This window comes from Streptomyces sp. NPDC004721 (assembly GCF_053601495.1).
In genome coordinates this window covers 52232-66188 of record NZ_JBSGBZ010000024.1, presented here as the reverse complement: position 1 = coordinate 66188, position 13957 = coordinate 52232, and the positions used below count along the sequence as shown (strand labels likewise).

Genomic DNA, 13957 nt, shown 5'->3' with positions numbered 1-13957 from the left:
CAGTCTCCCGGCTCCGTCGTCAGAGAATGTGATCGCCCTCCAGCGCCAGTCTCGGCAGGCGGCGGGACAACGGGGCCGGTAGCCACCATGCCCGGGTGCCGAACAGCTGCATGGCGGCCGGGACGATCAGGCAGCGGATGATCAGCGCATCCACGAGGACAGCCGTCGCCAGGCCCAGGCCGAACTGCTGGAGCATGCGGCTCGGGCTGAGCATGAAGGCCCCGAAGACGACGATCATGATGCTTGCGGCCGCGGTGATGACCTTGCCGGTCGCGGCCAGGCCTTCGCGGACGGCGTGGGCATGGTCCTGGGTGCGTACCCACTCTTCGTGGATGCGGGAGACGAGGAACACCTCGTAGTCCATGGAGAGGCCGAAGACGATTGCGAAGATCATCACGGGGATGAAGGCCTCGACCGGTCCCGGCTGCGCGCCGAACCAGCCGTGCTGGAAGACCACGGTGATCACGCCCAGGGCGGCGGAGATGGACAGGAGGTTCAGGACGGCCGCCTTGAGGGGGATCAGGAGCGACCTGAAGACCGTCATCAACAGGAGGGACGACAGGCCCACCACGATGGCGATGAATAGTGGCATGCGGGCCGAGACCCTGTCGGCGAAGTCCTGTGCGGCCGCCGTCGAACCGCCGACCAGGAAGTCCGCGCCGGTGCGCTTCTCCAGCGGTGGCAGTACGTGGTCGCGCAGTTCGTGGACGAGGTCGGTGGTGCCCTTGTCCTGTGGCGCGGTCGTGGGGAACACCAGGACCGTGGAGAGGGAGCCGTCGGGGGACGGGATCGGCGGGGTCGCCGCCGCCACGCCGTCGGTTGCGGCGAGGGCCGAGTGCAGCTGAGCGCCCGCCGCCTGGTCGCCCTTGCCCACGACGACCAGCGGGCCGTTGAAACCGGGGCCGAAGCCCTCCGCCAGCAGGTCGTAGGCCTGCCGGCTGGTGGACGACGCAGGGTCGTTGCCCGCGTCGGCGAAGCCGAGGCGCAGGCCGAGCGCAGGCGCGGACAGGGCCAGCAGTGCCACGGTGGCGGCCAGCAGCGCGGGCAGCGGCCGGTGCTGTACGGCGTCGGCCAGGGCACGCCAACGGCGGCCCGTCACCCTCCCCTTGGCCTGCGCCTTGGCCGCCTGCCGCAGCACCTGGCGCCGGATGCGTCCACCGAACACTGCCAGCAGCGCCGGCAGCAGGGTGAGCGATGCCGCCATGGTCACGAGGACGGTCAGCGCGACCGCGAGCGCCACGCCCTGCAGCGCACCCAGTCCCAGGGCCACCAGGCCGAGCAGCGCGATGATGACGGTGCAGCCGGCGAAGAAGACGGTACGACCGGCGGCGTCCATCGCCCGGCGGGTGGCCGTGGACGCATCGGCGCCGTCCGTGATCTCGTGACGGTAGCGGTAGAAGATCAGCAGCGCGTAGTCGACGCCGACCGCGAGGCCGACCAGCATCATCACCGGCGGGGTGAAGTCGGCGACCGTGAACACGTGCGAGGCCAGCACGATCAGGCCGATCGCGCCGCCCACCGCGAACAGCGCTGTGACCAGGGGCAGCGCGGCGGCCGCGACCGAGCCGAAGAGCAGCACGAGCACCACCAGCGCGGCGATCAGACCCGCGCCCTCGGCGGCCCCGCTCTTCTGCTCCTGCGCCGCGCGCACCGCCGCACCGCCGAGCTCCACTCTCAGGCCGCTCTTTCCGGACCGTTCTGCGGCCTTCGCTGTGTCGATGATCCTGACGATGTGCGGCTTCGGTACGTCCTGCGCCTTGCCGGCCAGGGTCACGGTGGCATACCCGATGGTGCCGTCCCGGGACATGGCGGCCGAGTCCGCGTACGGGCTGCGGACCGTGACGACGCCCGGCAGGCCGCTGACCTCGTTCAGCATCGACTCGACGCGAGGCCGGATACCGGTGGCCCGCAGCCCGGTCTCGTCCTTGAAAACGATCTGCACGCTGTCGCCGGCCTGTGCCGAGCCATGCTTCTTCAACAGATCGGTGGCGGCTTGGGAGTCCGTGCCGGGCAGCAGGAAATCGTTGTGGTACGTACTGCCGGCCGTCCGTGCTCCGGCGCCGATCACGGCGACCACGGCCACCCACAGGAGCAGGGCGGCCCAGCGGTGGCGCTGCGACCAGAAGGCCAGGCGGGCGAAGACCCCGCCGCGGCCGGGGGCTGCCGGGGTGACTGCGGTCTCGGGCGTCGGGGGTATGCGGACCCCGGTTGTGGGAGGAGTGTTGGTGGCGATGTTGTCGCCGCTTGCGGGTGATGTGTTCATGCGCTGAGCGTGCGGTGGGCGTATGCCCGGGCACGTCCGCCCGGGGCGGACACTTCGCATACCCCGGCGGTTGTGGGTTCGGAGGGGCGCGTACGACTCCGGTTGTCCCGTCCGTGGGGGGGCAGGGCTCGCCGGGCCGTCCTGTGTCGTCCGGCTGTGGTCAGTCGGTCAGCCAGCCGGGGCTGACCATCCCGGACTCGTAGGCGAGCACGACCAGTTGGGCCCGGTCCCGTACCTGCAGCTTGGTCATGATGCGACTGACGTGGGTCTTCGCCGTGGCGGGGCTGAGGACCAGGCGGGAGGCGATCTCATCGTTGCTCAGGCCGGCCGCGACCAGTTGCATGACCTCCCGCTCCCGCTCGGTGAGCGCGTTGAGCCGGGGGCCGGGATTCGGTGCTCTGACCCGGCTTGCGAACTCGGCGATCAGTCGGCGGGTGACGGACGGGCTGATCAGCGCATCCCCGCGGGCGGCCACCCGGACGGCATGGATCAGCTCCTCCGGCTCGGTGTCCTTGAGCAGGAAGCCGGTGACGCCGGCGCGCAGCGCGCCGTAGACATAGTCGTCCAGGTCGAAGGTGGTCAGGATGACAACGCGGACGTCCGCGAGCCGCTCGTCGGCGGCGATTCGCCGGGCGGCCTCGATGCCGTCGGTGCCGGGCATCCGGATGTCCAGCAGGGCCACATCGGGGCGCAGTTCGCGGCAGGCGGTGACGGCCTCGTCGCCGTCGGCCGCCTCCCCGACGACCGTGATGTCGTCCTCGTCCTCCAGGATGGAGCGGAAACCGGCGCGGACGAGTCGCTGGTCGTCGGCGAGCAGCACACTGATCATGGTCGTCTGCCTGCTCCGTTCTCGCGTGACACCTGGGGACCGTCTGGGTGGCCTGGAACGTACGGACCGTAGGGAATCCGCGCTTGCACGGCGAATCCGCCGCCCGGCCGGGGCCCCGCGATGAGCTCACCGCCCAGAGCGCGGGCGCGCTCGCGCATACCGCCCAGGCCGCTGCCGGCCGAGGGGCCCGTGGTGCCGGCGCCGCCGTGCGCTGCCGTGCCGTTCCCGTCGTCCTCGACCTCCACCAGGAGGTCGCGGTCACCATAGCGCAGCCGTATGGTGACCGCCGTGGCGTGGGCGTGCCGCGCGACATTGGTCAGCGACTCCTGGGTGATGCGGTACGCCGCCAGGCCCACCTCGGTGGACAGCGTCCGCTTGGCGCCCTCGGTCCGCATCCGTAGGGCAAGCCCTGTCCGCTCCGCCGCCCGGACCAGTTCGCCCAGTCGGTCCAGCCCGCCCGCGGGGGCCAACGGCGCCGCCTCGTCGGCCTGGCGCAACACGCCGAGAGTCGCGCGCAGTTCGCGCAGTGCCGCCTTGCTGCTGTCCTTGACGGCGGCCAGGGCCTCCTCGGCCTGAGCCGCGGCCTTCGCCGGGTCCTTTCTCAGGCGGTGCAGGGCGGCGCCCGCTTGAACGTTGATGAGCGAGATGTGGTGGCCGATGACATCGTGCAGTTCGCGGGCGATGCGCAGCCGCTCCTCGGTGGCGGCACGCCGCTCGACCTCGCGGGCGTGGGCGAGGCGGCTGTAGCGGACGTATCCGAGCGCGACGACGGCCACGAGCCAGCCGGACAGCAGGAAGACGGCGAGGCCGGTCAGGTCCTCGCTGCCCAGGACACTGACCGTGCCCACACCGAACACGACGACCGAGACGAGCGCCACGGCGACGCGCATGCGGCCCGTCGCAGCGACGGTGTACAGCGCGACGATCAGGGCGATCACCAGGGGGCCGTCAAAGCGCAGCGAATAGAAGGTGCCCGTGAGCACGAGCACCGTCCAGCCCACCGTGACGGGGTAGCGCCTGCGGAAGTACAGCACCCCGCAGGCCAGAACGAGGAGCAGCGCGGCCAGCGCGAGCACCGGGCCGCTCCGTTCGCCCTCGTCCCAGAACGACTGGACGGAGCCCAGCGCCACCACGGTGAACACCACTCCGGCCAACGCCAGATCGGCAGCCCGGCCGTGCGGCAGCCGCGGTCCGCGGCGCTGGCTCGGGGCGGGGTCGAAGACCATATGCGCCAGCGTAGGGGCGGTACGGGAGTGGCGCGCCCATCGCGCGGCGACATCCTGCGGCGCCGGGACGCAACTTCGGGGGTACGGGAGCGGGCGGGGACGCAACCGGTGGAGTACGGCACAGGGCTTCGAGCCACCTCAGCCTGCCCGACACGCCTCGCACGGCGCACCGTTCGAGGTGAGGTCACCGTGCGGACAAGGCTGCGGGCGGCGGTCTCACCGAACGGGCGCCGGTCGGCGTAATCGAGCGCGAGCGGCTGCGCGAGTGCCTCTCCGGCCGAGACACACACGACGCGCGAGGCCTCCCGCGTGCACCGCGTGGACGGGTATCCCGGTCGGTGCTTCCCCGTTCGTGTACGACAGTGCCAGGTGCAGTACGCCCTGGGTGCCCAGCGTGAACACGACGGTCCTGAAAGCGGCGTACCGCTGCCGTGCCAGCGGCCACACCAAGGCGAACTGGACGACACCGGAGACGGTCACCAACAGCCAGGGCACACTTCTCTCAGCGATCGCGTGGTGCCCGAACGTGGCGAGAACAGTGCCGAGCACGGCGAACAGACCGGCCCGCACGCACGTCCCCGCGTGGCTGGCCCGGCCGTCTCCGGCACGCCCGGTCACCTCCTCATGCGGCACGGTGATTTCGCGTCCTCACGAGTGGGCCGGCGGCATGGGCGTTCACCTCGTTGTATACGTCGCGTCGGGCGCAGGCGCTCACTGTGGCAGGAAGCCACCGGCCCCCGGAGCATAGTGGATGGCGGCCTGGGCGACGCCGGCGCGCTCTGTGGCTGCGAGTTCCTCGCTGGACTCGCGAACGGCCGGCGAAGTGCGCTGGATGGCGATCATGGCGGCGTCGTCGGTCAGGCGTCCGCCGACGTGGGCGAGCAGGTCTTCGCTCAGGTGGTGGACCAACTCCGGGGGGCTGCCCTGCGCCCAGGCGGCGACCCGATCGACCAGCGGATAGAAGACGCCGCTTCCGTTCCGGGCCTCCACGACGCCGTCGGTGTGCAGGAGCAGGAGGTCTCCGGGCAGCAGGGTGAAGGTGTCGACGTGGTAGTCGGGGACGGTCAGTTCACCCAGGCCCAGCGGCGGGGCGGGGCTGGTGGCTCGCAGCGGCATGGCCTGCTGGTCGCGCAGCAGCAGGGGAGGCGGGTGTCCGCAGGTGACCATCCGCATCTGCGGCAGTGCGTCCGGGATGTCGATGACGGCGGCGGTGATGAAGCACTCTCCCGCCGCTTCCTGAGCGGTGGGTTCGGCCAGATTCCAGCGCACGCTGTGGTCGAGGTAGGCCACCAGGCCGGGCAGGCTGGACTGGCGGTGCCCGGCCTCCCGAAAGGCGCCGAGCAACAGTGCCGCGTCGCCGACGGCGGTCAGGCCCTTGCCCATGACATCGCCGATGATCAGCCGGGTGGCCCCCTTGGTGCGGACGGCCGCGTACAGATCGCCGCCGATCAGCGCCTGTTCCTCGGCGGCCAGGTACACCGAGGCGACCCACAGCGGGCCGATCCGGTGGGGCAGCGGCCGCAGAAGCGCCCGCTGTGTGGCCTCCGACACGGTCCGTACCTGCGCCAGTTCACGGCCGTGCCGCTCGCGCAGGTACCGGAACAGGGTGACGATCACCGTGACCACCAACAGGGCGATGATCTGCGAATCGAAGTACATCCCGCTCAGGTGGGCGTCCGGGTGGGTGAGGTTGACGGCGAGCAGGGCCACCACCGATATGGCTCCGATCACGCCGGTGAGGAAAGCGCCCGCGAAGGACGCGGTGATCGCGGGCGCGACGATCAGCAGGGGGCCCAGCGGCACACCGTTCGGGGTCAGCGCGTCGACCAGCGCGATAGCCCCGATCAGCCCGAGCGGCAGCGCCAGCAGCGCATCGCTGGTCCGCCACGAGCGCTGGTGGTGAGGAATCGGCCACCGCAGACTCATACCCTCGGCTTACACCTTCCAGGACAGCGCCGCAGATCGTGATGGATCCGCGTGCGCCACCGCTGAGCTTCAGTATCCTCCGGCTCGCTCGGCGGTCCGCTCGCGGCCGCCGCCGTCGGGCCGTAGGAACACACCGGGCGAGGATGGGCTTGCGACGGGCCCCGCGAAGTCGGGGCTTTCGTCCATCGCGACACCGCATCGACCGGTGCGGCTGCCGCGTCCTTGGCCCAGCGTAGGCCGACGACATCGTGGGTGGCTATCACCACCGCGGTGCCACTCTTGGACCGTGTCCTACGTGGTGAGGCGGACGAGGCGCTTGTAGCAGCACAGGGCGAGCGCCAACAGCAGTGCGGGAGGACCTGCTGGAGAGGTCCACCGCCCAGTGATGGCCCTTGCCGGGCCTTCGGAAGAGGGGGAGAGGTGCGACCTGAGACGGTCAGGTGTCGGCTTTGATCTTCTTGATCGTCAGGTGGGACTGAACTCGAAGTACCCCGGGAAGGCCGGTGAGCTTGCCGATGAGGAAGGCTTCGTAGGCGGCTTGATCGGTGACGGCGACACGTAGGAAGTAGTCGGGCTGGCCGAACATCCGACGCAGCTCGACGACCTCCTCATACGACGACAGTGTGTCCTCCAGCGCCTTGATGGTCTGCAGATTGTTGGCGGAGACCTCGATGTCGACACCGTGTGCGGGGGCGTCTCGCCAGGACCTACAGCACTTTCGCCCTGACCGACGAGGCATACGCCCTGTCCACCGGCGAAGAGGCCCGGTCCTGGTCCGGCGCACGCATCGTGTGGCTGCAGGTGTTCATGCACTTGTACTGGGTCGGCGGCGCCACCGCCGGCGCCCTGCTCGGCTCGGTGGTACCCGACTGCGTCACAGGCCTGGACTTCGCGATGACCGCCTTGTTCGCCGTCCTGGCCCTCGACGCCGTCAGGGAACGTTGCGGCGACCTGCCCACCCCTGTTCTCGCGCTGCTCAGCGCCCTGACCGCCCGCCTGGTCCTCCCCGGCCAGATGCTGCTGGCCGCCTTCACCCTGTTCACCGCAGCTCTCCTGGCCCGGCACCTCACCACTCGCAAGAGGCCGAGCGCGAGGACCACCGAGGGGACCTCCCGTGCCTGACACCCGTTACCTGCTCCTGGCCGTCGCAGTCTCGGCTGCCGTCACCTGGGCTCTGCGTGCCCTGCCCTTCACCGTCCTGGCCTCGCTGCGGGCCAGCAGCACAGTCCAGTACCTCGGCGCCCGCATGCCGGCCGGCGTCATGGTGATCCTCTTCGTCTACTGCCTGCGCGACCTTCCACTGACCCAGTCCCGCGCCGCCGCACCCCTGGCCGCCCTGGCAGTCACCGTCGGGCTGCATCTGTGGCGCCGCAACGCCCTGCTGAGCATTCTCGGCGGCGCCGTCGTCAGCGTAGCCCTGGCCAGCAGCCTCTTCGCCGGCTGACCCGCTGCTCCCACGCACGGCCGAGGGCCTGCGGTTCAACGCCGGGGCGCAAGAACGCACAAGACTCAATTCCACCGCGGTGCCGACCAGCGTGCCGCCGGCCAGCTCCACCACGGAGAACGGGACGTGCCGCCCTCCTGCTGATCGCCAAGCGGGGGAGATCACCAGGGCCGCCCGCCGAATGTGCCGCACTGGCAGGGCTTCAGGTCGACGCCGACTTCCACTCTCTTCGTCGTGTGTGTGCGAGCGCAGTGTCGAGGAGGAGGCGCAGGCAGGCCGGGGTGGGTGCAATGGCGGTCGTGAGCAGGGCGCCGCTGTCGGCGAGTGGGGCCAGTACGGCGTAGCCGTCCGCAGGGTTGCCGCCCAGGTGGAGTGGCTCCTCGATGGGATGGGGGTCTGGTGTCACGACGAGGAGTTGGCCGCAGGCCCGGTGGCGGCTCAGGACGGCGGGGCCGTCCCAGGCGGGTGCGGGGGTTCCGTAGGTGGTGTGCTGGTCGAGGATGAGCCGGTGGGCGCGGCGCACGGTGAGGCGGGTGGTGAGGTGTCCGGGTGGCTCCGCGGTACGGCCGAGCAGTTGCTCTTCGCGTAGCAGCAGCCGGGAGGAAGCGGCGAGGCTGACGGTGTATGTCTGGTGCAGGGTGCTGCCGCGGGTGCTGATCAGCGGCTGGGGCAGCCAGTTCAAGGATGCGTACTCGTCCGCTGTGAGCTGTACGTCGTAGCCGGCCGGGTCGGTGGTGGAGCCGCGCAGGGCGATCGTGGCGGCAGCCGTGGTCACCTCCAGTTCGGCCTGCGGGCGTGCGGTGATGTCGAGCGCCAGTCGGTCGCCGCCCAGCGGTGCGCTCATCGCCCCGATCACGCTCACCCGTGCCTGCCTGCCGGATGGCCGTAGTCGCCGTAGGTGGAAGGGCCCATCGCTGTGCAGGAGCGGGAGTGTGGTGGTGCGGCCGTTGTGTTCGGCGCGGATCCGGGCGGTGGCGCGGACGCCGTTGCCGGTCGCAGTGATCGTGCCTGCTTGGTTGCCTTCGTCGCCGGCGGCTGGCACCGCTGCGGTACGTGCGGGTGGGTGGATGGGGGCTGCCGAGCGCGTCGGTGCGGGACTGGTCGCGAGGGTCACGCGGCGGCCCCGGCCCGCCAGGTGGTCAGGCACCCGGTTACCCAGTCGGCGACCGGGCGGATCCCGTCGGCCTGGGTGAGGCTGGTGAAGGCGACGGGCAGGTCTCCGCGCTGGCGCTGCGCGTCGGCGGCCATGGTGTCGAGGTCGGCGTTCACGTACGGCGCGAGGTCGGTTTTGTTGACGACGAGGAGGTCGGCCGTGGTGATGCCGGGTCCGCCCTTGCGGGGGATGTCGTCGCCGCTGGCCACGTCGATGACGAAGATCTGTGTGTCGACGAGGCCCCGGGAGAAGGTCGCGGTGAGGTTGTCGCCGCCCGATTCGACGAGGATCAGGTCCAGTGGCCCGACGGTGGCCTCCAGGTCCTCGACGGCTTCGAGGTTGGCGGAGATGTCATCGCGGATGGCGGTGTGCGGGCAGGCGCCGGTCTCGACAGCGGTGATCCGCTCGGGCGGGAGCACGGCTTCGTGGCGCAGGAACTCGGCGTCCTCGCGGGTGTAGATGTCGTTGGTGACCACGGCGATGGACAGCTGGTCCCGCAGGGCCCGGCACAGTGCGGCCACGGTCGCGGTCTTTCCGGAGCCCACGGGGCCGCCGAGGCCGATGCGCAGCGCACGGCGGCTGCGGTCAGACCGCAGCGGCTCGGCGCTGTGGGTGTGGCGGTGCGGCATGGTCACGGGCTGGTCGAGGTGCACGTCAACTCCCTGTCGGTGAAAGGGTGGTTCAGGAGGCGAAGAGGCGGACGGCCCAGGTGGAGTGCTGCTCGCCGGTGAGGTCCAGCAACGGCGCGGACACGGCCGGGAGGGCGTCGACGCCCTCGTCGGCGACCCGGGTCGTGGCGGCTGCGGCGGCGTCGGCCACGTGGTCGAGTTCGGGAGCCAGGCGCGCCAGCAGCGCGGTCGCGTCGAAGGGGTCGAGGCTGAGCAGCCGTACGGCGGCGGCCGCGGGGCCGCCGACGCTCTCGTACGCGGCTGCCTGTGCGGCATCCAGCGGGCTCAGCCCGGCAGCACGGGCGGTGACCCCGAGGACGACGGGCTGGTGCACGCCCTGCGGCCGGGCGCCGGCGAGCCGGTCCAGGTCGGCCGAGGGCCAGGTGGCACGGGCCGCGCGGAGCAACTGCCGGCCGAGTCGTCGGGCGACCTGACGCAGAGCGGGCATGGGCGTTCGGGCGTCCGCCGCCTCGTCCAGGAGCAGGGCGTCGTAGCCGGTGGCCGCGGCGGCCGCGAGTCCGGCGGCGGTCAACCCGACTGTGTGCAGCCGCCCTCTGCAGAACGCCTCCAGACTCGCGGGGTCGTGTACGCCGCCGGAGGACACCGCGGCCTCCACACCGCCGGAGTGGGCATGCCCCCCGGCGGGAAAGCGGCCGTCGGCCAGGATGAGCAGGGCTGCACGGCTCACGAATGGCCCGCCTTTCGGGAACAGAAGAGGGTACGGGTTCAGGCCGGCCCAGCAGGGGCGCCGGCCGAGAGCCCGGGCCGGCGCCGTCCGCACGGGGCCGTCGGTGTGGGCGCCGGGGGCTTCAGAACAGGAAGTACCGCTGCGCCATGGGAAGTTCCGTCGCGTAGGTGCGGCTCACTGTTTGTCCGTCCACCTTGGTCCGCACGTCGGTGGTGACGGCGCCGCCGATGTTGACGTCGAAGGTATCGGGGTCGATCTTGATCTCTGGGAGCCCGCTGTTGAGTTTCATGTCGGCCTTGGTCACGTCACGGGTGCTGTCGATCCGGGCCGGCGGCTTGATCAGGCCCAGCCCGCCCAGCTCGCCGTCGAGGGCCAGTTGGGGGACGAAGTTGAAGGAGTTGGCCCTAGTGGAGCGGCCGCACGAGCCCCACACCGGGCGCGGCAGGAACGGCTGCGGCGTGGGGATCGACGCATTGGCGTCGCCGATCTGCGCGTACGCGATCTGGCCGCCCTTGATGACCATGTGCGGCTTCACACCGAAGAACTTGGGCTCCCACAGCACCAGGTCCGCGAGCTTGCCCTGCTCCACGGAACCGACGCGGCCGGCGATGCCGTGGGTGATGGCCGGGTTGATGGTGTACTTCGCGACGTACCGCCGCACGCGGAAGTTGTCCGCCCGGGCGGTGTCCTCGTCGAGGTGCCCGTACCGGGTCTTCATCACGTGCGCGGTCTGCCACGTCCGCATGATCATCTCGCCGATGCGGCCCATGGCCTGCGCGTCGGAGGACATCATGGAGATGGCGCCCATGTCGTGCAGCAGGTCTTCGGCGGCCATCGTCGACGGGCGGATCCGGGAGTCGGCGAACGCCATGTCCGCCTCGACCTCCGGGTTCAGATGGTGGCAGACGATCATCATGTCGACGTGTTCCTTGACGGTGTTGACCGTCAGGGGCCGGGTCGGGTTCGTCGAGGCGGGCAGCACGTTCGATTGGCCGACCAGGCTGATCATGTCGGGTGCGTGGCCGCCGCCCGCGCCTTCGACGTGGAAGACGTGGAGGCTGCGGTACCTCTGACCTGTCTTGCCGCGGGACGTGGTGGGGTCCAGGGTCGCTGCGAGGGTGTTCTGCACGAAGCCGGCTTCGTTCAGCGAGTCGGCGTGCAGAGCGATCTGGACACCGGTGTCGTCGCACACGGCGAGGGCCGCGTCGATCACGGCGGGCGTCGCGCCCCAGTCCTCGTGGATCTTGAAGCCGAGAACGCCGGCCCGGACCTGGTTCGTCAGCGCATCCTTGTTGACGGTGCTGCCCTTGCCGAGCAGCCCGACGTTGACCGGGAACTGGTCCAGCGCCTCGAACATCCGGTGGATGTGCCAGGTGCCGGGCGTCACCGTGGTGGCCGTACTGCCCTCGGCGGGCCCGGTACCGCCGCCGATCAGGGTGGTCACGCCGGCCGCGAGCGCCTCGTGGATCTGCTCGGGGCACAGGAAGTGCACGTGAGTGTCGACGCCGCCCGCAGTGAGGATCCGCCCATTGCCTGAGATGACCTCCGTCTCCGGGCCGACGACGAAGTTCGAGGGACGCACGTCCTCGAACACAGGGCAGCCGTCGAACGTCTCGGGGTCCATGGTCTCGGGGTTGTACGCCTTGCCGATCGCGGCGACTTCGCCGTCACGCAGACCCACGTCAGCCTTCACGATGCCCCAGTGGTCGACGATCAGCGCACCGGTGATCACGGTGTCCACGGGAGCGTGGTCGCTGTCGCGCGCGTAGTGCGACTGCCCCATCGACTCGCGGATCACCTTGCCGCCCCCGAAGATCATCTCGTTGCCGCTGCGGCCAGGCCCGCCCGCCCAGTCCGCCTCGACGCGGATGACGAGATCGGTGTCGGCGAGTCGAACCCGGTCGTCCACGGTCGGGCCGTACAGATCGGCGTACTTGGCACGCGTCAGTGGCTCAGCCATCGAGCTCTCCGTTCCCACTCTTGATCTGCAGGCCCTTCACCTGGCGCTCACCTCTGATCGGGACGAGTTCCACGCACCGCTGGTCGCCCGGCTCAAACCGCTCCGACGTACCCGACGGAATGTTCAGCCGCTTCCCGTGCGCCTTCTCGCGGTCGAAGACCAGCCCGGGCACGGCTTCGTCACCGGACACGTATCCGTCGTTCGCCTCGGCGAAGTGGAAGTGCGAGCCGACCTGGACCGGCCGGTCCGACTCATTACTCACGAACAGCCGCGTGACCGGATCACCTTCGTTGAACCTCACCAGATGGGGCTGACCGACCGGCATCGTGTCCACCGGCGCCTCGCCGTGCTCCTCGCACTTCTCCTCCGGATGCGGCTCCGGCTCAGCGACGAACTCGAACTTCCCCGGATGAACAGCCACTTCCTCGCCCGGCTCGTCAAACGGATCGTGGATCGTCACCAGCTTCGTGCCGTCCGGGAAAGTCGCCTCCACCTGGACGTTGTCGATCATCTCCGGAACGCCATCCATGACCTCGCTGCGCTTGAGCACGTGCCGCCCCGACTCCATGACGGAGTCGACGGTGGCGCCTGCCCGCGCCTCCTCGTACACGTGCGCCGACAACAGCGCCATGACCTCGGGATAATTCAGCAGCAGCCCGCGCTCACGGCGCCTCTGGGCGACGTCCGCTGCCACATGGATCAGCAGCCGTTCCTGCTCGTGCGGAGTCAGGTGCATACCGTCCCCTTTCCTGCTCGTCGCATTGACCCAGTGCGGCGAGGCTCACGAGGACCACGGGAACGGTCGGCCGGATGCCGCAGCATGATCATCGACCTCGACGAGAAACGGACATGGGGAAGACACGCCCCCAGCCCACAATGAGGTGAAACCGACGCACACCCCCGCATAGCGACGGCGCCCCTGCACCCCGGCGAGCGCCCCTAGCGCGCCCCTGGGGCTCCGGCCGAACGTGCTGGGCCGGGCCGGCGGCCGGCGCGGCGAGATGACCTTTCCCGCAGTGGCGAGCGAGGGTGGGGCGACGGCCATGTCCACCGCGTGCACGAGCCATTGCTCGTAGTTTCGTGCCGCATGGAAGACGCTTCCCAACTTGCGATCAGGTCAGGCGCGGATCCCGGCCGACGAATGAACAGCAATCCCCGGACAGCTCCCACCCACTGTGGCCGACTCGCCGAACCGGTACGGACGTCGCGTCGCGGTCAACGCGTGAGTCCGTTGGTCGTGTGGGTGACCTGCCGGAGGGCGTGAACGTGCTGGCTCTCGTCCCGACGCATCCCTTGCCCGCGTCGCCCACAGGCCGCAACCGTCTGCCCCGGGCCGTGCCGGTGACGAGTTGCTCATGCACCCTCCCGTCGCCCTCGACCGGTACCCGACGAGCCCGCGTTCAGTGTCTCCGTAAGGTCTCCCCAAACGGTGACAGAACGATATAAATTCCATATGTAGGGAGTTCGTTCGATCAGTCTTTGCGGGAAACCGCTCATCTCGCCAACTAGCCAAGGCACGGGAGATGAACCCATGAGCGATCCTGAACAGGAACGTCCTGTAGCCCAAGAAGCCACTGATGCCACTGAGCCTGAGGCACCAAGTGGCGAGGAGGTTGCGCCGGAGGCCGGATCGGCAGCCGAGGAAGCGGAGGCCGGTACGGAAACGCCCAGTGGCGAGGAGGCCGCGCCGGAGACTGAACCGGCAGCCGAGGAAGCGGAGGCCGGTACGGAAACGCCCAGTGGCGAGGAGGCCGCGCCGGAGACTGAACCGGCAGCCGAGGAAGCGGAGGCCGGTACGGA

At 70.2% G+C, this 13957-nt stretch carries 12 protein-coding genes and 2 pseudogenes; 3 read left to right on the top strand and 11 right to left on the bottom strand.

All coding sequences use genetic code 11. The annotated features are described in order from the left end of the window. Positions 1–19 precede the first annotated feature (19 nt). The 5 genes from ACWEK3_RS22685 to ACWEK3_RS22665 form a co-directional block, all read right to left on the bottom strand. Positions 20–2263: an MMPL family transporter gene (locus ACWEK3_RS22685; protein WP_450547407.1), complete on the bottom strand. Its 2244-nt coding sequence runs from the start codon at positions 2261–2263 to the stop codon at positions 20–22. A 160-nt stretch (positions 2264–2423) separates the two neighbouring features. Next, positions 2424–3092 (bottom strand): response regulator, encoded by a 669-nt coding sequence (locus ACWEK3_RS22680; protein WP_450547406.1) that lies wholly within the window; start codon positions 3090–3092, stop codon positions 2424–2426. Further along, complete coding sequence (locus ACWEK3_RS22675) at positions 3089–4318, bottom strand: sensor histidine kinase (protein WP_450547405.1); 1230 nt, start codon at positions 4316–4318, stop codon at positions 3089–3091. The genes ACWEK3_RS22680 and ACWEK3_RS22675 overlap by 4 nt, the downstream gene beginning before the upstream one ends. A gap of 711 nt (positions 4319–5029) precedes the next feature. Then, on the bottom strand, positions 5030–6244 hold the full coding sequence (locus ACWEK3_RS22670; RefSeq protein WP_450547404.1) for a PP2C family protein-serine/threonine phosphatase: 1215 nt from the start codon (positions 6242–6244) through the stop codon (positions 5030–5032). Positions 6245–6680: 436 nt separating this feature from the next. Further along, a complete protein-coding gene (locus ACWEK3_RS22665) occupies positions 6681–6983 on the bottom strand; it encodes an Lrp/AsnC ligand binding domain-containing protein (protein WP_450547403.1) in 303 nt (100 codons plus the stop codon). Between ACWEK3_RS22665 and ACWEK3_RS22660 the strand changes: the two genes are divergently transcribed. Then, positions 6929–7366: an AzlC family ABC transporter permease gene (locus ACWEK3_RS22660; RefSeq protein ID WP_453250454.1), complete on the top strand. Its 438-nt coding sequence runs from the start codon at positions 6929–6931 to the stop codon at positions 7364–7366. The two genes, ACWEK3_RS22665 and ACWEK3_RS22660, sit on opposite strands and share 55 nt — an antisense overlap. Next, positions 7359–7688, top strand: coding sequence for a branched-chain amino acid transporter permease (locus ACWEK3_RS22655; protein ID WP_453250453.1), 330 nt, complete (start codon positions 7359–7361; stop codon positions 7686–7688). Before ACWEK3_RS22660 ends, ACWEK3_RS22655 begins: the two co-directional genes overlap by 8 nt. Before the next feature lie 202 nt (positions 7689–7890). Here ACWEK3_RS22655 and ACWEK3_RS22650 read toward each other — a convergent pair whose 3' ends face one another. The 6 genes and pseudogenes from ACWEK3_RS22650 to ACWEK3_RS22625 form a co-directional block, all read right to left on the bottom strand. Then, complete coding sequence (locus tag ACWEK3_RS22650; RefSeq protein WP_390878914.1) at positions 7891–8532, bottom strand: urease accessory protein UreD; 642 nt, start codon at positions 8530–8532, stop codon at positions 7891–7893. 266 nt (positions 8533–8798) lie between these two features. Further along, positions 8799–9494: an urease accessory protein UreG gene (ureG, locus tag ACWEK3_RS22645; protein ID WP_453250452.1), complete on the bottom strand. Its 696-nt coding sequence runs from the start codon at positions 9492–9494 to the stop codon at positions 8799–8801. Positions 9495–9522: 28 nt separating this feature from the next. Next, a complete protein-coding gene (locus tag ACWEK3_RS22640; protein ID WP_450547629.1) occupies positions 9523–10197 on the bottom strand; it encodes an urease accessory protein UreF in 675 nt (224 codons plus the stop codon). A gap of 121 nt (positions 10198–10318) precedes the next feature. Then, entirely contained in the window at positions 10319–12157 is a 1839-nt protein-coding gene (locus tag ACWEK3_RS22635; RefSeq protein ID WP_453250451.1) for an urease subunit alpha, read from the bottom strand. Continuing rightward, positions 12150–12620, bottom strand: a complete 471-nt coding sequence (gene ureB, locus ACWEK3_RS22630; RefSeq protein ID WP_453250480.1) for an urease subunit beta — start codon at positions 12618–12620, stop codon at positions 12150–12152. The genes ACWEK3_RS22635 and ureB overlap by 8 nt, the downstream gene beginning before the upstream one ends. Further along, positions 12600–12893: pseudogene (locus ACWEK3_RS22625) on the bottom strand (urease subunit gamma); the annotation flags it as partial. The pseudogene ACWEK3_RS22625 and the gene ureB, both read right to left, overlap by 21 nt. Positions 12894–13688: 795 nt before the next feature. Here ACWEK3_RS22625 and ACWEK3_RS22620 point away from each other — a divergent pair. Continuing rightward, a pseudogene (locus ACWEK3_RS22620) lies at positions 13689–13957 on the top strand (hypothetical protein); the annotation flags it as partial.